23 protein-coding genes, 1 pseudogene and 1 riboswitch are annotated in these 23,577 nt (G+C 62.2%); of the genes and pseudogenes, 18 read left to right on the forward strand and 6 right to left on the reverse strand.

What is annotated here, in order from left to right; genetic code table 11:
- Nucleotides 1-61: 61 nt before the first annotated feature.
- Entirely contained in the window at nucleotides 62-646 is a 585-nt protein-coding gene (locus QR290_RS09695; protein ID WP_115077050.1) for a hypothetical protein, read from the reverse strand.
- A gap of 166 nt (nucleotides 647-812) precedes the next feature.
- A riboswitch (cobalamin riboswitch) is annotated at nucleotides 813-1,036 on the forward strand.
- An 81-nt stretch (nucleotides 1,037-1,117) separates the two neighbouring features.
- Here QR290_RS09695 and cobO point away from each other — a divergent pair.
- From cobO to QR290_RS09765, 14 genes and pseudogenes are all read left to right on the forward strand, one after another.
- Nucleotides 1,118-1,729: a cob(I)yrinic acid a,c-diamide adenosyltransferase gene (cobO, locus tag QR290_RS09700; protein ID WP_289204789.1), complete on the forward strand. Its 612-nt coding sequence runs from the start codon at nucleotides 1,118-1,120 to the stop codon at nucleotides 1,727-1,729.
- Nucleotides 1,726-3,021, forward strand: a complete 1,296-nt coding sequence (locus QR290_RS09705; RefSeq protein WP_289204790.1) for a cobyrinate a,c-diamide synthase — start codon at nucleotides 1,726-1,728, stop codon at nucleotides 3,019-3,021. Before cobO ends, QR290_RS09705 begins: the two co-directional genes overlap by 4 nt.
- Entirely contained in the window at nucleotides 3,018-3,668 is a 651-nt protein-coding gene (bluB, locus tag QR290_RS09710; protein ID WP_115077052.1) for a 5,6-dimethylbenzimidazole synthase, read from the forward strand. The genes QR290_RS09705 and bluB overlap by 4 nt, the downstream gene beginning before the upstream one ends.
- Nucleotides 3,665-4,573: an adenosylcobinamide-phosphate synthase CbiB gene (gene cbiB, locus QR290_RS09715; RefSeq protein WP_289204791.1), complete on the forward strand. Its 909-nt coding sequence runs from the start codon at nucleotides 3,665-3,667 to the stop codon at nucleotides 4,571-4,573. Before bluB ends, cbiB begins: the two co-directional genes overlap by 4 nt.
- On the forward strand, nucleotides 4,566-5,573 hold the full coding sequence (gene cobD / locus QR290_RS09720; protein WP_289204792.1) for a threonine-phosphate decarboxylase CobD: 1,008 nt from the start codon (nucleotides 4,566-4,568) through the stop codon (nucleotides 5,571-5,573). The genes cbiB and cobD overlap by 8 nt, the downstream gene beginning before the upstream one ends.
- Nucleotides 5,570-7,028: pseudogene (locus QR290_RS09725) on the forward strand (cobyric acid synthase); the annotation flags it as partial. The gene cobD and the pseudogene QR290_RS09725, both read left to right, overlap by 4 nt.
- Nucleotides 7,024-7,545 carry a bifunctional adenosylcobinamide kinase/adenosylcobinamide-phosphate guanylyltransferase gene (gene cobU, locus QR290_RS09730; protein WP_115077055.1) on the forward strand — a complete coding sequence of 174 codons (522 nt, stop codon included), beginning with the start codon at nucleotides 7,024-7,026 and terminating at the stop codon, nucleotides 7,543-7,545. The pseudogene QR290_RS09725 and the gene cobU, both read left to right, overlap by 5 nt.
- Nucleotides 7,542-8,597, forward strand: coding sequence for a nicotinate-nucleotide--dimethylbenzimidazole phosphoribosyltransferase (cobT, locus tag QR290_RS09735; protein WP_115077056.1), 1,056 nt, complete (start codon nucleotides 7,542-7,544; stop codon nucleotides 8,595-8,597). The genes cobU and cobT overlap by 4 nt, the downstream gene beginning before the upstream one ends.
- A complete protein-coding gene (cobC, locus tag QR290_RS09740) occupies nucleotides 8,594-9,169 on the forward strand; it encodes an alpha-ribazole phosphatase family protein (protein WP_289204794.1) in 576 nt (191 codons plus the stop codon). The genes cobT and cobC overlap by 4 nt, the downstream gene beginning before the upstream one ends.
- Before the next feature lies 1 nt (nucleotide 9,170).
- Complete coding sequence (locus tag QR290_RS09745) at nucleotides 9,171-9,902, forward strand: adenosylcobinamide-GDP ribazoletransferase (RefSeq protein ID WP_289204795.1); 732 nt, start codon at nucleotides 9,171-9,173, stop codon at nucleotides 9,900-9,902.
- 56 nt (nucleotides 9,903-9,958) lie between these two features.
- On the forward strand, nucleotides 9,959-10,363 hold the full coding sequence (locus tag QR290_RS09750) for a MarR family winged helix-turn-helix transcriptional regulator (protein WP_007950413.1): 405 nt from the start codon (nucleotides 9,959-9,961) through the stop codon (nucleotides 10,361-10,363).
- Nucleotides 10,364-10,417: 54 nt separating this feature from the next.
- Nucleotides 10,418-11,626 carry an MFS transporter gene (locus QR290_RS09755; RefSeq protein ID WP_039769832.1) on the forward strand — a complete coding sequence of 403 codons (1,209 nt, stop codon included), beginning with the start codon at nucleotides 10,418-10,420 and terminating at the stop codon, nucleotides 11,624-11,626.
- Nucleotides 11,623-11,745 carry a hypothetical protein gene (locus QR290_RS09760; protein WP_256574471.1) on the forward strand — a complete coding sequence of 41 codons (123 nt, stop codon included), beginning with the start codon at nucleotides 11,623-11,625 and terminating at the stop codon, nucleotides 11,743-11,745. Before QR290_RS09755 ends, QR290_RS09760 begins: the two co-directional genes overlap by 4 nt.
- A 55-nt stretch (nucleotides 11,746-11,800) precedes the next feature.
- Entirely contained in the window at nucleotides 11,801-12,361 is a 561-nt protein-coding gene (locus QR290_RS09765; RefSeq protein ID WP_115077059.1) for a glutathione peroxidase, read from the forward strand.
- 97 nt (nucleotides 12,362-12,458) lie between these two features.
- Here the strand turns inward: QR290_RS09765 and QR290_RS09770 are convergent, their stop codons facing one another.
- From QR290_RS09770 to QR290_RS09780, 3 genes are all read right to left on the reverse strand, one after another.
- Nucleotides 12,459-13,730: an OmpP1/FadL family transporter gene (locus tag QR290_RS09770; RefSeq protein WP_115077061.1), complete on the reverse strand. Its 1,272-nt coding sequence runs from the start codon at nucleotides 13,728-13,730 to the stop codon at nucleotides 12,459-12,461.
- A gap of 146 nt (nucleotides 13,731-13,876) precedes the next feature.
- Nucleotides 13,877-14,359 (reverse strand): hypothetical protein, encoded by a 483-nt coding sequence (locus tag QR290_RS09775; protein ID WP_007950418.1) that lies wholly within the window; start codon nucleotides 14,357-14,359, stop codon nucleotides 13,877-13,879.
- A gap of 276 nt (nucleotides 14,360-14,635) precedes the next feature.
- Nucleotides 14,636-14,860: a hypothetical protein gene (locus QR290_RS09780; RefSeq protein ID WP_007950419.1), complete on the reverse strand. Its 225-nt coding sequence runs from the start codon at nucleotides 14,858-14,860 to the stop codon at nucleotides 14,636-14,638.
- 953 nt (nucleotides 14,861-15,813) lie between these two features.
- Here QR290_RS09780 and QR290_RS09785 point away from each other — a divergent pair.
- Nucleotides 15,814-16,137 carry a hypothetical protein gene (locus tag QR290_RS09785; RefSeq protein WP_081493545.1) on the forward strand — a complete coding sequence of 108 codons (324 nt, stop codon included), beginning with the start codon at nucleotides 15,814-15,816 and terminating at the stop codon, nucleotides 16,135-16,137.
- 175 nt (nucleotides 16,138-16,312) lie between these two features.
- Nucleotides 16,313-17,677: a DNA recombination protein RmuC gene (gene rmuC, locus QR290_RS09790; RefSeq protein WP_289205277.1), complete on the forward strand. Its 1,365-nt coding sequence runs from the start codon at nucleotides 16,313-16,315 to the stop codon at nucleotides 17,675-17,677.
- 9 nt (nucleotides 17,678-17,686) lie between these two features.
- Here the strand turns inward: rmuC and QR290_RS09795 are convergent, their stop codons facing one another.
- Nucleotides 17,687-21,157 carry a hybrid sensor histidine kinase/response regulator gene (locus tag QR290_RS09795; protein WP_115077065.1) on the reverse strand — a complete coding sequence of 1,157 codons (3,471 nt, stop codon included), beginning with the start codon at nucleotides 21,155-21,157 and terminating at the stop codon, nucleotides 17,687-17,689.
- 134 nt (nucleotides 21,158-21,291) lie between these two features.
- On the reverse strand, nucleotides 21,292-21,834 hold the full coding sequence (locus tag QR290_RS09800; RefSeq protein WP_289204796.1) for a TetR/AcrR family transcriptional regulator: 543 nt from the start codon (nucleotides 21,832-21,834) through the stop codon (nucleotides 21,292-21,294).
- Nucleotides 21,835-21,925: 91 nt separating this feature from the next.
- Here QR290_RS09800 and QR290_RS09805 point away from each other — a divergent pair, with 91 nt between their 5' ends.
- A complete protein-coding gene (locus tag QR290_RS09805) occupies nucleotides 21,926-23,113 on the forward strand; it encodes an MFS transporter (RefSeq protein WP_289204797.1) in 1,188 nt (395 codons plus the stop codon).
- A gap of 53 nt (nucleotides 23,114-23,166) precedes the next feature.
- Nucleotides 23,167-23,478 carry a cupin domain-containing protein gene (locus tag QR290_RS09810; RefSeq protein ID WP_115077071.1) on the forward strand — a complete coding sequence of 104 codons (312 nt, stop codon included), beginning with the start codon at nucleotides 23,167-23,169 and terminating at the stop codon, nucleotides 23,476-23,478.
- Nucleotides 23,479-23,577 lie beyond the last annotated feature (99 nt).

Consider the following 23,577-nt stretch of genomic DNA (forward strand, 5'->3'; position numbering starts at 1 on the left):
GATCTTCCCTATGAGTGCATTCTTAATCATAGAGAAGCGCGCAAGCCCGATGGTTCAACCCTCAGCCGCGGGCCTCCTTGAACAGCACGGCGATACCGGGGTGATAGTTGCCGGCTTCGCTGCGCAATTTGCGGTAGGCGTAGGGAAAGTACCAGGCGACGGCGCAGGTGTGTTCCTTCTGCAGGTCGTCGACCATGTCCTGCAACTCTTCCGGGCTGGCGCTGTGCTGGGCCTTTTGTGGAGCGACGAACAGGCAGCCGAGTTTCAGGTCGCTGGCGTAGCTGATGCGCTTGGCGTCGCTGGTGATATCCACCAAGGCCTGCGTCAGATTCAGGCTGGTGACGCGCGGCCAGCGTTGGGTCGCCTGAATGAAGGCGCGATCTTCGGCACCGGCAATAAACAGGTCGGCGCGGGCATTGCGCTCGCCTTCTTCATTTTGTTTGCGGGTGGCGGTGTCGCGCAATGTCACCAATTCGGCCATCCAGGCAGCGGCGGACAGCAGGCCGAGGTTGGCTTTTTCGTCGTGCCAGTAGGGGGTGTCGTTGTCGCCGCGCACGGCGTTGTAGCGGTCGATACAGTCAAACCAGCGTTCCAGCACCGGGCGCAGGAATTCCAGCCGCGGATTGCTGATGATCATGCCTTGCATGGTGCTCTCCCTTGTTATTGTGATGTGCTCTCTGCAGTCAAAAAGCATGGCTCTTTGATATCACTGCTGACAGTGTGGCACAAGATTGGCGTCAGTTAATTGATCGGCGGCAGTTATTAGCCGCACAAGCCCCTCTTCAATTGACGCTCCACCCCCAACCCTCTAACCTTCGCGGCTTGTTTCAGGTGCTCTGTGGCGCATGTCGACAGAGTGAAACAGGGAAGCCGGTGAGGCGGGTCTTCAAGCGAAGAACCTCACGATCCCGGCGCTGCCCCCGCAACGGTAAATGAGTAAAAGCTGCGTCTGATGCCACTGCGTAAAGCGGGAAGGCGCGCAGCCAGGCACCAGCCGCTCATGAGCCCGGAGACCGGCCTGATCCATCCAGCGGCATCACGGTGGGCGATGCCAGGCTTGTTGCCGTCTATTCTTGTGCCTGCCCGCCGTTATCCAGCCTCAACGGAGAGCTCCCCCATGATTGATTCCCCCGAACGCGACGAGCGCCACCTGGCGCGCATGCAGCGCAAAAAAGCCGTGATCGACGAGCGCATCGCCAATTCGCCGGACGAATGCGGCCTGGTGCTGGTGCTGACCGGCAACGGCAAAGGCAAAAGCAGCTCGGCATTCGGCATGCTCGCCCGCGCCATGGGCCACGGCATGCAGTGCGGCGTGGTGCAGTTCATCAAGGGCCGCAACAGCACCGGTGAAGAATTGTTCTTCCGCCGTTTCCCCGAGCAAGTGCGCTTTCATGTGATGGGCGAGGGCTTCACCTGGGAAACCCAGGACCGCCAGCGTGACATCGCCGCCGCCGAAGCCGCGTGGGAAGTCTCCCGCGAACTGCTGCGTGATCCGTCGATCGGTCTGGTGGTGCTCGATGAACTGAACATCGCTCTCAAGCACGGTTACCTCGATCTGGATCAGGTGCTCAGCGATCTGCAGGCGCGTCCGCCGATGCAGCACGTGATCGTCACCGGCCGCGCTGCCAAGCCGGAAATGATCGAGATGGGCGACACCGTCACCGAAATGGGCATGATCAAACACGCCTTCCAGGCCGGTATCAAAGCGCAGAAAGGCGTCGAACTTTGAATCAACCACGTCACTGCCCGGCGGTACTGATCGCCGCGCCGGCTTCCGGTCAGGGCAAGACCACCGTCACCGCTGCGCTGGCCCGTTTGCATCGCAATCAGGGGCGCAAGGTCCGCGTATTCAAGTGCGGCCCGGATTTTCTCGACCCGATGATCCTCGAGCGCGCCAGCGGTGCGCCGGTCTATCAACTCGACATGTGGATGGTCGGCGAACAGGAAAGTCGGCGCCTGTTGTGGGAAGCCGCCGCCGAAGCCGATCTGATCCTGATCGAAGGCGTGATGGGGTTGTTCGATGGCACACCGTCGAGCGCCGATCTGGCGCGGCATTTCGGCGTGCCGGTGCTCGGCGTGATCGACGGCACGGCCATGGCTCAGACCTTCGGCGCACTGGCGCTGGGCCTGGCGCGCTATCAGCCGGACTTGCCGTTTGCCGGCGTTCTGGCCAATCGGGTCGGCACCGTGCGCCATGCTCAGTTGCTCGAAGGCAGCCTCACCGAAGGCCTGCGCTGGTACGGCGCGTTGTCCCGCGAAACCGGGATCGAACTGCCAAGCCGCCATCTCGGTCTGGTGCAGGCCAGCGAACTCAATGACCTCGACGTGCGCCTCGACGCCGCCGCCGAAGCGCTGGCCGGCACTTGCGAGGTAGCGCTGCCACCGGCCGTGGAATTCGCCGCGCCAGAAATCATTGAGACCAAAAAACTGCTCGAAGGCGTACGAATTGCCGTCGCCCGCGACGAGGCCTTCGCCTTCACCTACGGCGCCAGTCTCGATCTGTTGCGGGCGATGGGCGCCGAATTGAGTTTCTTCTCGCCGATCCGCGATACGCAATTGCCCGATGCCGACAGCTTGTACCTGCCCGGTGGCTATCCGGAATTGCACCACGTTGCCTTGTCGCAGAACGCCAACATGCTCAAAGCGATCCGCGCACACCATGCGGCGGGCAAACCGCTGCTCGCCGAATGTGGCGGCATGCTTTATCTGCTCGACTCACTGACCGATGTCGAAGGCACCCGCGCTGATTTGGTCGGCCTGTTGAGGGGCGACGCCGTGATGCAGAAACGCCTCGCCGCGCTGGCGCTGCAAGAAGTCGACTTGCCGGAAGGTCTGTTGCGTGGCCACACCTATCACCATTCCCTGACCACCACCGAACTGACGCCGATTGCCCGTGGCCACAGCCCCAACGGCGGGCGTGGGGCTGAAGCGGTTTACCGGGAAGGGCGGATGACCGCCTCGTACGTGCATTTCTATTTCCCGTCGAATCCGTCGGCGATTGCCGCGCTGTTGGTGCCATGACCGACAACGCCTTCACTGACGCCGAGCGCGAAGCGGTCTACCGCGCCATCGCCGAACGCCGCGACATGCGCCACTTCAGCGGTGGCACGGTCGAGCCTGAACTGCTGCGCCGCTTGCTTGAAGCCGCGCATCAGGCGCCGAGTGTCGGCCTGATGCAGCCGTGGCGCTTCATCCGTATCAGCGATCGCACCTTGCGTGGCCAGATCCAGAATCTTGTTGAGGAAGAACGCGTGCGCACCGCCGAAGCCCTCGGCGAGCGCAGTGACGAGTTCATGAAGCTCAAGGTCGAAGGCATCAATGACTGCGCCGAGGTTCTGGTTGCGGCCTTGATGGACGATCGCGAGCGACACATTTTCGGCCGTCGCACGCTGCCGGAAATGGACATGGCGTCGCTGTCCTGCGCAATCCAGAACCTGTGGCTCGCCGCGCGCGCCGAAGGCCTGGGCATGGGCTGGGTGTCGCTGTTCGAACCGCAGGCGCTGGCCGGTCTGCTGAAACTGCCGGCCGGGGCCAAGCCGCTGGCGGTGCTTTGTCTGGGGCCGGTCAAGGAATTCTATCCGGCGCCGATGCTGGTACTCGAAGGGTGGGCACAGGCACGTCCGCTCAATGAGCTGCTGTATGAAAATTTTTGGGGAGTGAGTCAATGAGTGTGGCGTTGTTGAGTGTCGCCGCGGTTGCGCTGGATGCGCTGCTGGGTGAACCGAAACGCTGGCATCCGCTGGTGGCGTTCGGCAATTTCGCCGGACGCATCGAACAACGTTTCAATAGCGCTGGTCGCGGCTGGCGCAGCCATGGTGTCACCGCGTGGGTGATTGCGGTGTTGCCGCTGACCTTGCTGGCCACCGCGTTTTCCTGGGCGCCGTATGTGGGCTGGATCGTCGAGATTCTTGCGCTGTATTGCGCCCTCGGCATGCGCAGCCTGGGTGAGCACGTGGAGCCGGTGGCCAAGGCCCTGCGCGCCGATGATCTGGAAGAGGCACGCAAGCGCGTCGGGTATCTGGTCAGTCGTCAGACCGATGAGCTGGACAGCACGGCCGTCGCCCGCGCCGCCACCGAATCGGTGCTGGAAAACGGCAGCGATGCGGTGTTCGCCGCGCTGTTCTGGTTTACCGTGGCCGGTGCGCCGGGCGTGGTGCTCTATCGTCTGAGCAATACGCTCGACGCGATGTGGGGCTATCGCAACGAACGCTTTGAGCGATTCGGCTGGGCGGCGGCAAAAATCGACGACGTCCTCAACTACATTCCTGCGCGGCTGGTGGCGTTGACCTACGCGCTGCTGGGCAAGACCCGACTCGCGTTGAAATGCTGGCGCACCCAGGCGCCGAAATGGGACAGCCCCAACGCCGGCCCGGTGATGGCTGCCGGCGCAGGTGCCTTGGGCGTCGAGCTTGGCGGGCCGGCGATTTACCACGGCGAGCTGCACGAGCGTCCGCAACTGGGCGAGGGCGCACCGGCGGATGCCGATTCCATTGATCGTGGCTGGCAATTGGTCCAGCGCGGGGTATGGTTATGGCTGCTGATTCTCTGCGTGGGGGCTGAATTCTATGCTTGAGCACGGTGGCCGGTTGCGCAGGGCGGCGCTCGAATACGGCATCGCGGAAGAAGACTGGCTTGACCTGTCCACGGGACTGGCGCCGTGGCCGTTTCCGGTCCCGGACATTCCGCTGCGGGCCTGGGCACGTTTGCCGGAAAACGATGACGGTCTGGAGCAGGCCGCCTGCGATTACTACGGCGCCAGCCAGGTGCTGCCGGTGGCCGGTTCGCAGATGGCCATTCAGCTGCTGCCGCGATTGCGCCGGGCCGGCAAGGTCGGCGTGCTGTCGCCGTGTTACGCCGAGCACGCCGAAGCCTGGCGGCGCAGCGGCTATATCGTGCGCGAGGTGCTGGAGCAGGAAGTCGATTTCTTTCTCGACAGCCTCGACGTGCTGGTGGTGGTCAATCCGAACAATCCAACGGGCCTGAACCTGACCCCGGCGCGCCTGCTCGACTGGCACGCACGGCTGGCCCAGCGCGGCGGCTGGCTGGTGGTCGATGAAGCGTTCATGGACAACACGCCGCAGCTGAGTCTCGCCCCGCATGCGCATCAAGTGGGTTTGATCGTGCTGCGATCGTTCGGCAAGTTTTTCGGTCTGGCCGGTGTGCGGCTGGGGTTCGTGCTGGCCGAGCGCAAGTTGCTCCGGTTGCTGGCCGAACAGGTCGGGCCATGGGCTGTCAGCGGGCCGACTCGCGTGCTGGGGCAGGCTTGTCTGCACGACACCGAAGGCCATACTCGCCAGCGGATCCGCAGCGACGAGGCCAGCGAACGGCTGGCGGCGCTGCTCGAACGTCACGGCTTCAAGCCGCAGGGCGGTTGCTCGCTGTTTCAGTGGCTGATCACCGAACAGGCCGCCGCGTTGCACGAATTCATGGCCCGACGCGGCATTCTCCTGCGCCTGTTCGCGCACAACAGCAGCCTGCGATTCGGGCTGCCCGCCGATGCCGCCGACGAGGCGCGCCTTGAGCAGGCCCTGCAAGCGTTCGCCCAGCATTGCTCCAAGGAAAAACCCGCATGACCACATTAATGGTGCAGGGCACCACCTCCGACGCCGGCAAAAGCACGCTGGTGACGGCGCTCTGCCGCTGGGCAACCCGTCAGGGCGTTGCCGTGGTGCCGTTCAAACCGCAGAACATGGCGCTCAACAGCGCAGTGACTGCCGACGGCGGCGAAATCGGTCGCGCGCAAGCGGTGCAGGCCCAGGCGGCGTTTCTCGAACCGCACACCGACATGAACCCGGTGCTGCTCAAACCCAACAGCGACACCGGCGCCCAGGTCATCATCCACGGCCGCGCGGTCACCAGCATGAACGCTGTCGCCTATCACGACTACAAAGCCATCGCCATGCAGGCCGTGCTCGCTTCCCACGAGCGCTTGAGCGCCGCCTATCCGCTGGTGATGGTCGAAGGCGCGGGTTCGCCGGCAGAGATCAATCTGCGTGCCGGCGACATCGCCAACATGGGCTTCGCCGAAGCGGTGGATTGCCCGGTGCTGTTGATCGCCGACATCAATCGCGGCGGCGTGTTTGCCCATCTGGTGGGCACGCTGGAATTGCTGTCACCGAGCGAACAGGCACGGGTCAAAGGCTTCATCATCAACCGTTTTCGCGGCGACATCGCCTTGCTGCAACCGGGTCTCGACTGGCTGGAACAGCGCACCGGCAAACCGGTGGTGGGCGTGCTGCCGTATGTGATGGATCTGCATCTGGAAGCCGAGGACGGTATCGACCAGCGCCAGACCGACAAGGCCGAGCAAGTCTTGAAAGTTGTAGTGCCGGTGCTGCCACGTATCAGCAACCACACCGATTTCGATCCGCTGCGTCTGCATCCGCAGGTGGATCTGCAATTCATCGGCCCGGGGCAGGCGATTCCACCGGCCGATCTGATCATTCTTCCGGGCTCGAAAAGCGTTCGTAGCGATTTGGCGTATCTGCGCGCCAATGGCTGGGAAACCGCCATCCGCCGTCACCTGCGTTACGGCGGCAAGGTGCTCGGGATTTGCGGCGGTCTGCAAATGCTCGGCGAGCAGGTTCACGATCCGCTGGGCCTTGAAGGCGCGCCGGGTTCCAGCGCCGGTCTGGGATTGCTGGCGTTTGAAACGCAGCTCGAAGCCGAGAAACAGTTGCGCAACGTGCGCGGGCGTCTGGCGCTGGAAGGTGCCGAGGTCAGTGGCTACGAAATTCATGCCGGCGTGACGACAGGATCTGCGTTGGAAAATGCTGCTGTGCATCTGGACGACGGCCGCTGCGACGGCGCGCAAAGTCCCGACGGGCAGATTTTCGGCACCTACCTGCATGGCCTGTTCGAATCGCCGGCGGCCAGTGCCGCGCTATTGCGCTGGGCTGGTCTGAATGACGTGCAGGAGGTGGATTACCACGGCCTGCGCGAACGCGATATCGAGCGGCTGGCGGATCTGGTGGAGAAGCACCTGGATACCGGGCTGTTACGTGAACTCTGTGGAATCTCCCCATGCTCCAGTTGATCCTCGGCGGCGCGCGCTCTGGCAAAAGTCGCCTGGCCGAAAAGCTCGCCACTGACAGCGCGCTGGCCGTGACGTACATCGCCACCAGCCAGCCGCTCGACGGCGAGATGAATGAGCGCGTCGCCCATCATCGCGCGCGACGTCCCGCCGAATGGGCGTTGATCGAAGAGCCGCTGGAACTGGCCCGTGTACTGCGCGAAACCGCCGGTCCCGAGCGTTGCCTGCTGGTGGATTGCCTGACGCTGTGGCTGACCAATCTGCTGATGCTCGAAGACGCCGAACGCCTCGCCGCCGAGCGCGAGGCCCTGCTGGAATGCCTGGCGTCGCTGCCGGGTGAAATCATTTTTGTCAGCAACGAGACCGGAATGGGTGTCGTGCCGCTGGGCGAATTGACTCGCCGCTACGTCGATGAAGCCGGTTGGCTGCATCAAGCTCTGGCCGAGCGTTGTCAGCGAGTCGTCCTGACGGTTGCCGGCCTGCCCCTGACTCTGAAAGGACCTGCGTTATGACCCAAGCCTGGTGGCTGAACCCGTGCAAACCGGTGGATACGGACGCCGTTGAAAACGCGGCGGCGCGTCAGCAGCAATTGACCAAACCCGCCGGCTCTCTCGGACAACTTGAATCGGTGGCAGTGCAACTGGCCGGATTGCAGGGCCGGATCAAGCCGACACTCGATCAGGTCTGGATCGCGATTTTTGCCGGCGATCACGGCGTTGTCGACGAAGGGGTTTCCGCATTTCCGCAGGAGGTCACCGGGCAGATGCTTCTGAACTTTGTCAGCGGCGGCGCGGCGATCAGCGTGCTGGCGCGGCAACTCGGCGCGCAGCTGGAAGTGTTGGATCTGGGCACCGTGACCCCGTCGCTGAACCTGCCGGGTGTGCGTCACCTGAACATCGGCCCGGGCACTGCGAATTTCGCCAAGGGCGCGGCGATGACTCAGGCCCAGGGCGAACTCGCCTTGCAGGGCGGTCGCGACAGCGTGCTGCGGGCGAAAGCGGCGGGCGCGCAATTGTTCATTGGCGGTGAGATGGGCATCGGCAATACCACGGCTGCCAGTGCGCTGGCCTGTGCGCTGCTCGATTGCCCGGTGGCGCATCTGACCGGCCCCGGCACCGGGCTGAATGCCGAAGGTGTCAGCCACAAGGCGCAGGTGATCGAGCGGTCGCTGGCCCTGCACGCTGCGCAACGTGGTGATGCATTGCAGACCTTGTTCAATCTCGGCGGCTTCGAGATTGCGGCTTTGGTCGGTGCGTTTCTGGCTTGCGCTCAGGAAGGCGTGGCGGTGCTGGTGGACGGTTTCATCTGCACCGTCGCGGCGCTGGTGGCGGTGCGGCTGAATCCTGCCTGCCGTGAATGGCTGCTGTTCGGCCATCGCGGCGCCGAGCCTGGCCATCGTCATGTGCTGGAAACCCTTGGCGCCGAACCGCTGCTGGAACTGGGCCTGCGTCTGGGCGAGGGCAGTGGCGCGGCGCTGGCGGTGCCGTTGTTGCGTCTGGCCTGCGACCTGCACGGGCAGATGGCGACCTTCGCCGAAGCGGCGGTGGCGGATCGTCCGGCATGACCTTGCGTCTGGATATGCTGCGCCACGGTGAAACCGAGCTCGGCGGCGGCTTGCGCGGCAGCCTCGACGATGCGCTGACCGAAAAAGGCTGGGCGCAGATGCGCGAGGCGGTCAGCGGGCAGGGGCCGTGGGATCGGCTGGTCAGCTCGCCGTTGCAGCGTTGCGCGCGGTTTGCTGAAGCGTTGAGCGCGCAGCGGGATCTGCCGGTAACTCTGGAGAAGAATCTGCAGGAGCTGCATTTCGGTGCCTGGGAAGGGCAGAGTGCGGCGGCACTGATGGAAACCGGCGCCGAGGCGCTGGGTTTGTTCTGGGCGGATCCGTATGGGTTTACCCCGCCGCAGGGTGAGCCGGTCAGTGATTTTTCGGCACGGGTGCTGGCGGCGGTGATGCGACTGCACGCGGCGCACGCGGGTGAGCGGGTGTTGCTGGTCAGCCATGGCGGCGTCATGCGTCTGCTATTGGCGCGGGCTCGTGGTTTGCCCCGTGAACAACTGCTCAATGTCGAAGTCGGCCATGGCGCGCTGTTTTCGCTGATCGTCGAGGCCGACGGTTCGCTCAGGGAAGTGCGCTGACATGCTGCCCCTTTGGATCGCCCTGCAATTTCTCAGCAGCTTGCCGATTCGTCTGCCGGGCATGCCGGCACCTGAACAACTCGGGCGCTCGCTGCTGTTTTATCCGCTGGTGGGTTTGCTGTTCGGCGTGATTCTCTGGGCGCTGAACATTGCGTTGGCCGGCGCGCCATTGCTGTTGCATGCCGCGTTGTTGCTGACGGTTTGGGTGCTGCTCAGCGGCGCGTTGCACCTCGATGGGTTGGCGGACAGCGCCGACGCGTGGCTCGGCGGTTTCGGTGATCGTGAACGCACGCTGACGATCATGAAAGATCCGCGCAGCGGGCCGATCGCGGTGGTGACGCTGGTGCTGGTGTTGCTGCTCAAGTTCGCCGCATTGCTGGCCTTGATCGAACGACAGCAGGGCATGGCGTTGATCATCGTGCCGCTGATCGGGCGAGCGGCGCTGCTCGCGTTGTTCCTCACCACGACCTATGTCCGGGCCGGCGGATTGGGGCAGGCGCTGGCCGATCATCTGCCGCGCAAGACGGGTTGGCAGGTGCTGGCGGTGAGTGCGGCAGCGTGCATGGTGATCGCCGGGTTCAACGCCGTCGTGGCGTTGCTGCTGGCGGTCGTCGTGTTTATCTGGCTACGGCATCTGATGGTGCGGCGACTGGGCGGAACCACCGGTGATACGGCCGGTGCCTTGCTGGAATTGCTGGAGATGTCAGTGCTGGTCGGGCTGGCCTTGTTTTGATAAGTAACTTTGATCTGTAACTTGATTTAACACAGTCGCGGGTATATACACGCATCATGCTTCCTTCTCAGTGTTTGTGCACCAATCTGCGACGCGCCGCCCGTGGCGTCAGCAGGCATTACGACGGCGCTCTCGACGGCTTCGGGATCAACGTTGCCCAGTATTCTTTGCTGTGCAATCTGCAGCGGCTGGATCAGCCGAGCATTTCCGAACTGGCCGAAGCGATGGGGCTGGATCGCAGTACCCTCGGGCGCAATCTGCGGGTGCTGGAAGGCGAGGGGCTGGTGGCGCTGGCCGAGGGCGAGGACATGCGCAATCGCATCGTCCGGCTCACCGAAACCGGTGCGCAACGCCTCGCAGCGGCCCTGCCGGCCTGGGAAGCGGCGCAGCAGCGGTTGATCGACCGACTGGGTGCCGAGAAGCGTGAAACCTTGCTGCGGCTGTTGGATGAACTGGCCTGAGGGCCGGTTTTTTCCGAATCTAAGCGGGTATATACCCGCGACTGGAGAATAACAATGAGTTCGATGTGGCGTACGTGCGGTTGGGTGTTGCTGGGGAGTGCGCTGATTCTGGCGTTGTCGTTGGGCGTGCGGCACGGCTTCGGTTTGTTTCTGTCGCCGATGAGCGCCCAGTTCGGCTGGGGCCGTGAGGTGTTCGCCTTCGCCATCGCCTTGCAGAACCTGATCTGGGGTCTGGCGCAACCGTTTACCGGCGCACTGGCCGACCGCTTCGGCGCGGCAAAAGTGGTGTTGATCGGCGGTGTGCTCTACGCCTTGGGCCTGGTGTTCATGGGCCTGTCGGAAACCGCGCTGGGCCTGTCTTTGAGCGCCGGTCTGCTGATCGGCATCGGTCTGTCCGGCACCTCGTTCTCGGTCATCCTCGGCGTGGTCGGCCGCGCTGTGCCGCCGGAAAAACGCAGCATGGGCATGGGCATCGCCAGTGCTGCCGGTTCTTTCGGCCAGTTCGCCATGCTGCCGGGCACCCTCGGGCTGATCGGCTGGCTCGGCTGGTCGGCGGCATTGCTGGTGCTGGGCCTGCTGGTGGCGCTGATCGTGCCGCTGGTGAGCATGCTCAAGGACAAACCGCTGCCGGTGCTCGGCCATGAACAAACCCTGTCCGAAGCCCTGCGTGAGGCCTGCTCGCATTCCGGGTTCTGGCTGCTGGCGTTTGGTTTTTTCGTCTGCGGATTTCAGGTGGTGTTCATCGGCGTCCACCTGCCGGCGTATCTGGTCGATCAGCACCTGCCGGCCAGCGTCGGCACCACTGTGCTGGCGTTGATTGGTCTGTTCAACATCTTCGGCACTTACACCGCCGGTTGGCTCGGTGGGCGCATGTCCAAGCCGCGTCTGCTGACCGGACTCTATCTGCTGCGCGCCGTGGTGATCGTGCTGTTCCTGTGGCTGCCGGTGACGACGACTTCGGCCTATCTGTTCGGCATGGCCATGGGCTTCCTGTGGCTGTCGACGGTGCCGTTGACCAACGGTACGGTGGCGACCTTGTTTGGCGTGCGAAACCTGTCCATGCTCGGTGGGATCGTGTTCCTGTTCCATCAGTTGGGTTCGTTCCTTGGCGGCTGGCTGGGCGGGGTGGTGTATGACCGGACCGGGAGTTATGACTTGATCTGGCAAGTGGCGATTCTTTTGAGCCTGCTGGCAGCTGCGCTGAACTGGCCGGTGCGCGAGCGTCCGGTCGAGCGCCTGCAACCGCGTGCGAGCGCTGCATGAACCGTTACTGGCCGCAGATCGTCATCACCGCACTTGGCGCCGCGCTGCTGGCGCTGGTGTGGTGGGGGTGGCATCAGGGCGGGCTGGCGCTGATGCAATTGGGCATGGGCGCTTGCTAGACCGGCGGGAGGGCGAGTAACGTCGAGGTCTGACGATTGCTCAAGGATGCCCGACATGCTCAAGCGCTGGTGTGCTGTTCCCGCGTTGCTGATGGCGTTGACCGGACTGGCCCAGGCGGCGGACTGTCCGGATCTGTTGCAAGGTTCGTTGCCCAAGTTGCGGGCCAAGGAATCCATCGACCTGTGTCAGCGCTACGCCGACAAACCGCTGGTGGTGATCAACACCGCCAGCTTCTGTGGTTTCGCGCCGCAGTTCGAGGGGCTCGAAGCGCTCAATCAGCGCTACAAGGCCCAGGGCCTGGAAATGCTCGGCGTGCCCTCCAATGACTTCAAGCAGGAGTCCAAGGACAGCGCCGAGACCGCCAAGGTCTGTTACGCCAACTACGGAGTGACGTTCACCATGACCGAGCCACAGAAGGTCCGGGGTGACGATGCCACTCACATGTTTCAGGTGCTGGCCAGACAAAGCAGCGCACCGAAGTGGAATTTCTACAAATACGTCATCGACCGCCAGGGCAAGGTGATCGCCAATTTTTCCAGCCTGACCAAACCGGATGATCCGGAGTTTCTGGCGGCCATCGAGAAAGCCATTGCCTCCAAACCGCTGAAACCCTGATCGACGCGCAATAAAAAGCCCCGCCTCTGTGAAGAGAGCGGGGCTTTTTAGTGGGCGAGGCCTCAAATGGTAAAGAGCTCAGCCTCGCCGTACAGCATCAGAAGCGGTAGGTTGCGCCGACACCGAAGCCGTTTGCCGAGTTTTCATATTGCGAGTTGTAGCTCTGGCCACGATCGTTTTCGTTGCGGATGTTGACCTTCTCTTCCTTCAGGTACGAGTAGGCGACGTCGATGGTCAGGTCTTCGGTCGGGCTCCAGCCGGCACCGATGCTGAAGATGGTCCGGTCGCCGGTCGGGATGCGTGGCGAACGGTCGACGTTGTTGGTCGGCGACTGGTCGAACGTCAGACCGGTACGCAGTACCCATTCCTTGTTCAGCTGGTAGGACGTACCGATGGCGTAAGCCCAAGTGTCGTGCCAGTTCTGTTCTTCGGTGATTTCGCCGAACTGTCCAGCCAGCAGAGGCTGTACGCCGGAGTTCTTGACGGTGATCTTTTCCAGCTGGCTCCAGCGGGTCCAGGTGGTACCGGCGTAGACGTTCCAGCGGTCGTTGATCGCCTGAGTGACCGAGAAGTCCACGGATTCAGGCGTGGTGATCTTCAGCGAAGCATCGTATTTCTGGTTCGCACCCAGGCCGATCGCGCCCAGTACACCGTAGTTGACCTTGGTGTTGCCTTCGAGCTTGTAGTCAACTTTCGAGTGGTAGGTCAGACCCAGGCGAGTGGTGTCGGTAGCCTGGACCAGAACGCCGATGTTGTAACCCAGTGCGGTGTCGTCACCCTTGATCTTGACCTTGCCGTCCGGCGCAGCCTGAGTGATCGACAGGTTGGATTCCAGCGCACCGTCGATGCGGTTGATGGTCGGACCGAAACCGATCGACACCACGTCGTTGAATTTGTAGCTGACAGTCGGCTGGAAGGTGATGACCTGGACTTCGGACTTGCTGCCGAAGTAACGGCCGGCAAAGCCGTTTTCGTAGTCGGTGATCAGGCCGAAGGGAACGTACACACCCAGGCCGAATGCCCAATGCTCGTCGATCGGCTTGACGTAGTAGCCCATAGGTACGGAGGTGAAGGGCACCATGTCGCCTTTGTTGCTGCCGCCGTTCGGGCTGGAGCTGGCGTCATTGATATCGGTTTTTGCGTCGAGGAATGCAACGCCGCCAGTGACTTGTTCGCGCGTGATGCGCGACATGCCGGCAGGGTTGCCATAAACAGTGCTTGCGTCGTCGGCAGAAGAAGATCGCCCGGCGTACCCAGTCCCCATCCCGCTGATGCTGTGTTCGTTGATGGCAAAGCCAGCTGCGAAGATCTGGGTGGATGCCACGGTTACGGCAAGGCTAAGGGTGGTTTTGAGCATGACTTTTTTCATTATTAGAACTCCTGGTGATCACCGGGGCGAAAATTACCAACATTTTCGTCCCAGCGCTATAGTCCGTATGCCTTGAGTTAGAGCGGTTTTGTAGGACAATCCGACCAGATTCGCCACCTGATGGACGATGTTGCGAAACCGGCGGGTCAGCAAGCGACCTGATTCAGTGGTGAAACACAGGTTTGCCAGGCGCAGGTGAAGTCACGCAGACGACCTTGAGGCTGGAAGGTCTGACGCCAGATGCGCGCCATGCCCAGCAGATCGTCCGGCTCGGGGAGGACGGGGTTTTGTTCTTCCACCAGCAGCCAGGCAATGGCTGTGGCGTAACGCAGGTTGACGGTCAGTTCCAGATGCGGGCCGCTGAGGAACGCATGCTGGCTGGCGAGTCCGCGAACCAGGCTGGCGCGTTCCGGATCCAGCGCCAGGTAATGATCCCAGAGCGCCTGGTGACGGTGTTCGGCGATCCGGTACAGGCCGTGGCCACGGCGGTCATGCAGGGCGGAACCGAGGGCAGACTGGCTGGCGGCAATGCCCAGCAGCAGGGATTCGGCAGTTGCGCAGTGACGTCCCAGGTAAATCAGCGTAGGACGGATCACGTAGCGGCACAGTTCGCTGGCAGCGATACCCATAAAACCCTCGGATCTTGTTATCGGGCGGCGAGACCTGAAGGGGAGCTTGGCAGCTGTGGATCGACTCAGGCTCGCCGGAAGCGGATCACGCCGCTTGAGTTGAAGTGTAGTGTCATATTCGCGACGTAAAGGCCTGTTTTTAAAATATTTCCGGCGAGGCGTTATAACCGTTATATCGGTTAGTGATTAGGCAGAAAGTGGGAAAAGTGAAACATCGGGCAATAAAAAGCCCCGCATTTTCAGCGGGGCTTTTGCTTTTGCAGCCATTTCGGCCTCTCAGGCGATCAATGCCTGACGGGTGCGATCAATCACGGCCTGCAGCGGTTCGGCGCTGGAGTATTGATCGGGGTACAGACGCTCGCTGTGGCGGGCGATCCCGTGTTCATTGACCACGGTGAAGCTGAAGCAGCCTTTGCGAGCGGCCATGATCAGGCAGTTCATTGGAGCAAAAGCGTTGGTTAGGGTGCGAATGGCATCCTGAGTCTGGATTTGAGTCGACATAGTTATTAGGTGTTCCTACAAATGACACGGATAAGAACCGTGCAACGTTAAAACGTTCCAGTAACGTCAACCACCATTGGTCGAACGAAGAACCCGACTGGAACAAGGCAGCCAGTTCGAGCGCTATAAAAGTTGGCGCGCTTGGGCTGGCAGGTAGGTACTTAGGAGGACAGGCAACACATCGAGGGCAGAGGTTCTGGGCCCGGGGTGAAGATCCTGATCAATTTGCAGGTTGGTTCGGTCAGAGTAAGTGCTCTTCGCAACACCCTTTGCATTCGATTCAAAGGCTGTGTCGTCGCAAGATTTACCTGGAAACCATCGAGGGGTCGGTCCCGCTTTTGTCGGTGGAGGCTTCTGTGAGAGAAGGCTGACCGTGGGGTGTGTTCGACCGGAATTGACTTTCAGCTTGGTACTAACGCCGCGGATACTAACGGAACGATCCCCGGAAGGCAAACCCGCTGATCAAAAAAAATCAAGAAACATTGCCCAGGCCCGGAGCCTGCCCCGATCTGGCTCATATCATGACCGTCGGTCGCCACGACATGACCGGCGCTGAAGCTCGGCGCAGGGGCTTATCCCCAGCCCGAATGCCAAAACGACCCGAAAAGGCGCATCGATATAACCGCGTAACAGGTACTTGTGCACATTAGTTGCGCAGACTGTAACGACGCTGTCACAACGATCCTGACCCCGATGGCTGCCTGCATCGAAAGTTTAAGTCAATGAAAAACATCGCTTTTTTTAACTGGTGAAAAAATCGTCAGTTTGACTGCGAGGCCCATTCCACAAGGCTTTGCGGCGGCTGGAGGACGGTTGTCCACTGAGTTATCCACAGCTTCTGTGGATTGTCCCGAGCGCTTGCTCTAGCACGGGCGTGCCGGGTTTTTTTCGACTTTACCTGTGCGAAAAAAAGAGTAGAGTGGCGCGCCTTCCGATCTGCCCCACAGTGCGTTATGAAGTTTCGTTCAGCTCCAGAATCTGTTACCTCCCAACCCCCTCGTGTTACCGCTCCCAAGCGATTCTCCGTGCGCGTGGCCGAATGGCTGCTGGACAGCCCGCGTCTGGGCGACAGCCAGAATGCCAAGCACCTCGCCGGCCGCCTGCTCAAGCAACCGGCCCGGGAAGGGGTGGTCGCGGCGCAGAGTCGTCTCGGCCAGTTGATGTGCCGTGAGTGCGGCAATGCCCGGGATCGTCGCATCGGCCAGGATCTGCTGCGTCAGGCCGCCCGCGCCGGTGACCGACGCGCGCAGCAGGAACTCGGCCTGATCGAAGACTGAGCTGTCCAAGACCTGGCGCCTTGGTTAACCTTCAGGCTTTATCGGATCGGCGGGAATCACTATGGCGATGGACTTGACCAGCATCCTGCTGGGGCTGGCAGGCGCGGCCGTGCCGCTGCTGGCACTGGCCTGGCAACTGCAACGTCGGGCCAGTCAGAACCAGTCTGAAGTCGCGTTGCTCGAGGAGCGGCTGGCCATGGCGCAGATGGCCCAGGACGGCCTCACTGCACAGCTCGAAGCCAGTCGCGATGAAATCGCCGACCTCGGCCAGGCCAACGCCTCCAAACAAGCGGATCTCGCGGCCCTGCGCCGAGAGGTCGAGCTGTTGCAGATCGAGCGCGATGACGCCCGTGACGCCGCCCACGCCTGGAACATCGAACGCGCCAACAAGGAAGCCGAATTGCGGCGCCTGGACGCCCAGGCGGCTTCGCTGAATGCCGAATTGCGCGAGCAACAGGAAAGCCATCAACAACGTCTGGATGACCTGCAAGGTTCCCGAGACGAGCTGCGTGCCCAGTTCGCCGAACTGGCCGGCAAGATCTTCGATGAGCGCGAACAACGCTTCGCCGAAACCAGCCAGCAACGCCTCGGTCAATTGCTCGACCCGTTGAAGGAGCGCATCCAGTCGTTCGAAAAACGCGTCGAGGAAAGCTATCAGGCCGAAGCCCGCGAGCGTTTTTCGCTGGCCAAGGAACTGGAGCGTCTGCAGCAACTGAACCTGCGCCTGAGCGACGAAGCGACTAACCTGACCCGCGCCTTGAAGGGCCAGAAAACCCAAGGCAACTGGGGCGAGCTGATTCTTGAACGCGTGCTTGAGCATGCCGGGCTGGAGAAGGGCCGCGAGTACCAGACCCAGGTCAATCTCAAGGGCCCGGACGGCGAGCGTTTCCAGCCGGACGTGATCATTTACCTGCCGGGCGACAAGCAGGTGGTGGTCGACTCCAAGGTCAGCCTCACCGCGTATCAGCAGTACGTGGCTGCCGACGACGAGGCCATCGGCCAGATCGCCATGAAACAGCACGTGCTGTCCTTGCGCAGCCACGTCAAAGGCCTGGCCGGCAAGGATTACAAGCGTCTGGAAGGCTTGCACAGTCTCGATTTCGTCTTGCTGTTCGTGCCCATCGAAGCGGCGTTTTCCGCTGCGCTGCAAGCCGAACCGGCGCTGTTCCAGGAAGCTTTCGACCGCAACATCGTGATCGTCAGCCCGACCACATTGCTGGCGACACTGCGAGTCATCGACAGCCTGTGGAAGCAGGAGCGCCAGAGCCAGAACGCCCGGGAAATCGCCGAGCGTGCCGGCTGGCTGTACGACAAGTTCGTGTTGTTCATTCAGGATCTGGACGAAGTCGGCAATCGCTTGCAGCAACTGGACAAAGCCTACAGCGCAGCGCGAAACAAGCTGACAGAAGGGCGCGGCAACCTGGTCAGCCGCAGCGAACAGCTCAAGTTGCTCGGCGCGCGAGCCAGCAAAAGTCTGCCGGCGGATCTGCTGGAACGCGCAATGACCGATGCCGACGGCTTGGTCGAACTGCCTGAATAAGCCGCTCTGCTAGAGCGGTAAATAGCGACTCAACAACGCCCGCAACGCCGCCGGTTTTACCGGTTTGGCCAGATAATCCAGTCCCGCTGCATGAACCTGCGCCACGGTTTCCGGGTGTCCGTCGGCGCTGATCACCACGCCGGGCACCGGCTCGCCCAGCCTTGTGCGTAACCAGGCCATCAGATCGGTGCCGGTTTCGCCATGATCCAGGTGATAGTCCACCAATGCCAATTGTGGCCGCACGCCGTCGTCGAGCAGCGCCGCGCATTCTTCGCGGTTGCGCGCGGTCCAGACCTGACAGCCCCAGCGCGTGAGCAGGCTGTTCATGCCGATCAGAATGCTGTCTTCGTTGTCGATGCACAGCACCTGCGCGCCGCTGTGCAATTTGCCATTGATTTCCACCGCCGCTGGTGGCTGCACGGTCTGCGCTTTGGCCAACGGCACGCGAACACTGAACACGCTGCCACGCCCCGGCCATGAGCGCACGCGCAAGGTATGGCCGAGCACGCGGCACAGGCCATCGGCGATCGCCAGGCCCAGGCCCAGACCTTTTTCGGCGCGGGTCTGGTGGCTGTCGAGGCGTTTGAATTCCTCGAAGATCACTTGCTGTTTGTCCTCCGGAATCCCTGGCCCGCGATCCCATACTTCCAGACAGATTTCGCCTTTTCGTCGACGCACGCCCAGCAGCACCGGGCCTTTTGCGTAGCGGAAAGCGTTGGTGAGGAAATTCTGCAGAATCCGCCGCAGCAACTTGATGTCGCTGTCGATGCGCAACTGACTGCCGCGTACCCGGAAGCTCAGGCCCTGTTCCTGGGCCAGCGCCTTGAACTCCGCGCCGAGAATATCGAACAGCTCATTGACCGCGAACGGCTTGCGATCCGGGTTGATCTTGCCGTTTTCCAGGCGGGAAATGTCCAGCAGGTCGCTGATCAGGTCTTCCGCCGAACGCAGCGAACTGTCGAGGTGCTGCACCAGTTTCTGCGCTTCGCCGCTCAGGCCGTCGTCCTGGTGGGAGAGGGCGGCGGAGAACAGCCGCGCCGCGTTCAACGGCTGCATCAGGTCGTGACTGACGGCGGCGAGGAAGCGGGTCTTGGACTGGTTGGCCGCCTCGGCATTGCCCTTGGCTTCGGTCAACGCGACGTTGAGTTGCGACAGTTCCTGAGTCCGCTCGCTGACCCGTTGCTCCAGCCCTTCGTTGGCTTCAGTCAGGGCCTGCTCGGCTTCGCGGAACGCGGTGATGTCGGTGAAGCTCATGACGAAACCGCCGCCGGGCATCGGGTTGCCGATCAGCTCGATCACCCGGCCGTTGGGGAACAGTCGCTCGGAAGTGTGGGCGCGCCCCTGGCGCATCCAGTGCAGGCGACGGGCGACGTGGACTTCCGCTTCGCCGGGGCCGCACAAGCCGCGTTCGGCGTTGTGGCGAATGATGTCGGCAATCGGCCGGCCAACGCTGATCAAGCCGTCCGGATAGTTGAACAGTTCCAGGTAGCGACGGTTCCAGGCCACCAGTTTCAAGGACTGGTCGACCACGCTGATGCCCTGGGTAATGTTTTCGATCGCGCCTTGCAGCAACGCGCGGTTGAACTGCAAAACTTCCGACGCTTCGTCGGCGATCCGGACCACGTCCTCAAGCTGCATTTCCCGACCTTCGATGGCGGCTTTTACTACAGCTCGCGTCGAAGAGGCGCCAAGGACACCCGCCAGCAAGCGCTCGGTGTGGGCGATCCATTCGCCGTCAGCGTTCTGGTTCGGGTTGAAGCCTTTGCCCTGTCGGTAGGCGAAGCGGATGAAGCTCTGCCGCGCGCGTTCTTCACCGACAAAGCGTGCCGCCAGTTGCAGCAAATCGTCGATCTGCACCGCCAGCATCGAGCGCGCGCTCGGCCGTGCACTGATTTCCTGACCGATGAAGCGCCCGGCCTGCCAGTGCTCCGACACCCGCGTACGCGACAGCACCGAGACCCAGGCAAACAACGTGAAGTTGCCCGCCAGCGACAGCACCACGCCTTGGGTCAGCGGGGTGATGGGCAGGTTCAACGGGTTGCTGTGCAGCCAAGCGAGGCCGGGGAAACTGTCCAGCGACCAGCCGAGGCTGCGTGCAGCAATCGGCAGGATCAGGGTGTAGAACCACAGGAACGTGCCGGCGGCCAGGCCGGCGAACACGCCGCGCCGGTTGGCCTGTTTCCAGTACAACGCGCCGAGCATCGCCGGGGCCAGTTGAGTGACCGCCGCGAAAGCGATCTGGCCGATGGTCGCCAGACTCGCGGTGGAGCCGAGCAAGCGGTAGCTGACGTAGGCCAGCAACAGAATCACCACGATGCTGACCCGACGCACCGAGAGCATCCATTGGCGGAACACTTCGAACGGGCGCTCGGCATTGTTGCGGCGCAGCAGCCACGGCAACAGCATGTCGTTGGAGACCATGGTCGACAGCGCCACGCTCGCCACGATCACCATGCCGGTGGCCGCCGATGCACCGCCGATAAACGCCAGCATCGCCAGCGCCGGGTGGGCCTGGGCCAATGGAAGGCTGATCACGAAAGAGTCGGGGATGACCGAGCTGGGCAGCATCATCTGACCGGCCAGGGCGATCGGGACTACAAACAGCGCGGCCAGTGCGAGGTAGGCCGGGAACACCCATTTGGCCAGGCGCAGATCCTGCGGGTCGATGTTCTCGACCACCGTCACGTGGAACTGCCGGGGCAGGCAGATGATCGCCATCATCGCCACGCCGGTCTGCACGACCATCGACGGCCAGTTGATGGTTTCTTTCCAGTATTCCTCAAGGCGCGGGGCGAGCATCGCTTGATTGAACAGGTCATCAAAGCCGTCATACAGCCCGTAGGTGACGAAGGCGCCGACGGCAAGGAAGGCGAACAGTTTGACCAGCGATTCGAACGCAATCGCCAGCACCATGCCCCGGTGGTGCTCGGTGGCATCGAGGTTGCGCGTACCGAAAACAATGGTGAACAGCGCCAGCACCAGCGACACAATCAGCGCGGTGTCCTGGGCGCGGGTGCCCATGGCGTCGGCGCCGGCACCGATCAGCAGGTTTACGCCGAGGACAATGCCTTTGAGCTGCAAGGCGATATAGGGCAGAACGCCGACCAGACAGATCAGCGCGACGACCACCGCCAACGACTGGGATTTGCCGTAACGGGCGGCAATGAAGTCGGCGATGGAGGTGATGTTCTCCTGTTTGCTGATCATCACCATTTTCTGCAGCACCCACGGCGCACCGAGCAGCAGCAGGATCGGCCCCAGATAAATCGGCAGGAACGACCACAGTTGTTCGGCGGCCTGGCCGACCGCGCCGAAAAACGTCCAGCTGGTGCAATAGACCGCCAGCGACAGGCTGTACACCCAGGCACGCACCCGTGGCGGCAGCGGTGTGCTGCGACGGTCGCCGTAGAAGGCGATGGCGAACATGATGGCCATATAGGCCAGGGCGACGGCGGCGATCAGCCCGGTGGACAACGACATGGAACACTCCCGACAGAAAACGACCGGACTTGCGCCCGGTCAGACAGTCTCGCACGGGCGCGACGGTTAGTCAGTGTCGACCAAGGTCGTGGCGCGGCGGGGTGTCGCAGGAACAGAACCGGGCAGTTCTGGGGTCAGTCCGGTTTGAGCGCGATGTCGATCAAACGGTGCAGTTCTTCGACTTCCAGCGGCGCCGCCGAAAAAAGAATGCGGAACACCACCGGGGACACCACCAGATTGATCAGCCGATCCACGCTCGGCGCCGTTTCCTCTGGGTGACGCTCGACGATGGTCTGCAATTGCGCGCCGATGATCGTTACGCAAAAGCCCGGCGTCGCACTCGCCTGCACGTCGCGCATCATGTTGCGCCCGGGTTCAGAACTCATTTCGTCGAGATATTGTTCGGCCCACGCACGGATGTCGCTGCGCAGGCTGCCGGTTTCTGCCGGCTCGCTGTCGGGGCGCATGCGGGCGAGGGCGACGTCCGCCAGCAAGGCGGCCAGATCTCCCCAGCGCCGATAAATCGTCGACGGCGTCACCCCAGCGCGGGCCGCGATTTGCGGGACGGTCACCGTTGAACGCTCCTGTTCTTGCAGAAGCGCACGGACTGCCGAGTGAATCGACTCTTGCACCCGGGCACTGCGACCGCCGGGGCGTAAACCTTCTTTAATAGCCATGCGGCAGACCTTAACACAAAGAATTTGCTTTAAGCGCAAGCCGAGAGCACACTCCGCAAAAGCAAAAAATTAGCTTTTGCGGAGTGTGCCCATGACCAGCCTTGCTTCCAACCGTTCCAACCTGTGGTTTCTGGCGATCACCTTACTGAGTTTTCTCGCCGCTTCCACTGCGCCGACGCCGTTGTATCACCTGTATCAGGATCAGCTGCATTTTTCGGCAGCGGTACTGACCCTGATTTTCGGCGTCTACGCGCTGAGTCTGCTGGCCGCGCTGCTGACAGTCGGGTCGCTGTCGGATCACCTGGGACGCAAACCAGTGATCTTCACCGCCGTGACGCTCAATGCGCTGGCGATGCTGCTGTTTATCTACGCCGACAGCGTGGGCTGGCTGATCGGCGCGCGAGTGCTGCAAGGCTTCGCCACCGGCATGGCCACCGCCGTGTTGAGCGCGACGCTGCTGGACACTGATCGCCAGCAGGGGCCGTTGATCAACAGCGTTGCTCCGCTACTGGGTATGGCGTTGGGCGGCATGGGCTGTGGCTTGCTGGCCGAGTTCGCCCCGGCGCCTTTGCAATTGACTTATTGGTTGCTGCTCGCGCTGTTTGTGTTGCAGGGCATTTATGTCTGGCGCCTGCCGGAAAGCGTCTCGCCGCAAGCCGGGGCATGGGCCTCGCTGCGGCCGACCCTGCATGTGCCGGTTCAGGCGCGTTCGACGCTGTGGCGAGTGTTGCCGTTGAACACTGCGACCTGGGCCCTCGGCGGTTTTTACGCCTCGCTGGCGCCGTCGCTGGTGCGCACGGCCACTGGCTCCACTTCCAACCTGATCGGCGGCGCGACTGTGGCGGCGTTGACCGTCACCGGTGCATTGATGATCTTCACATTGCGCAATCGTCCTGCTTCCCGAGCGCTGCAACTCGGGGCGAGCCTGCTGCCGGCCGGTATCGTATTGGTTCTGCTGGGCGTGCACAGTGCCAGTCTGTCGCTGTTCTTCTTCGGCACGCTGGTGGCCGGCTGTGGATTTGGCTCCGGTTTTCTCGGTGCGGTGCGCAGCCTGGTGCCGTTGGCATTGCCTCATGAGCGCGCCGGGTTGATGTCGGCGTTCTATGTGCTGAGTTACCTCGCGTTCTGCCTGCCGGCGTTGCTGGCCGGGCACTTCACCCACAGCGTGGGCCTGCTGGCCACCACCGATGTGTATGGCGCGGTGCTGATCGTGCTGGCGGTCGGTGCGCTGCTGATGAGTTTCCGGGCACAAGCGGCCAAGACTTGCAGCGCTCCATAACAACTCTGGATTCGGTCAGCCTTGGCCAGCCCCTTCTTTTCACGGATCGACGCATGAAGATTATCCGCAGCAAGACCTTCACCGCCGAGCGCGCTTGGGGCGCGCTCGACATCGCCAACATGAACGGCATCACCACGCGCCTGCACTGGACCGACCAACCCTACAAATGGCACGTCAATGACGGTGAAGAAGTGTTTGTGGTGCTCGACGGCCAAGTGCTCATGCACTACCGCGAAGAAGGTGAGGAGAAGCAGGTCTTGCTTGATGTTGGCGATATCTTCTACGCATCCATCGGCACTGAACACGTCGCTCATCCTCAGGGTGCGGCGCGGATTCTGGTGATCGAAACCGAAGGCAGTGTCTGACTGCATATCTGCAAAACAGATAACAGTTAGAGATATTACCCGTTATATAGATATTCGATTCGGTTCTACCATGAGCTCAACCTCACCTGAGGACAGGAG

Source organism: Pseudomonas fluorescens, from assembly GCF_030344995.1.
GTDB classification, from domain to species: domain Bacteria; phylum Pseudomonadota; class Gammaproteobacteria; order Pseudomonadales; family Pseudomonadaceae; genus Aquipseudomonas; species Aquipseudomonas fluorescens_BF.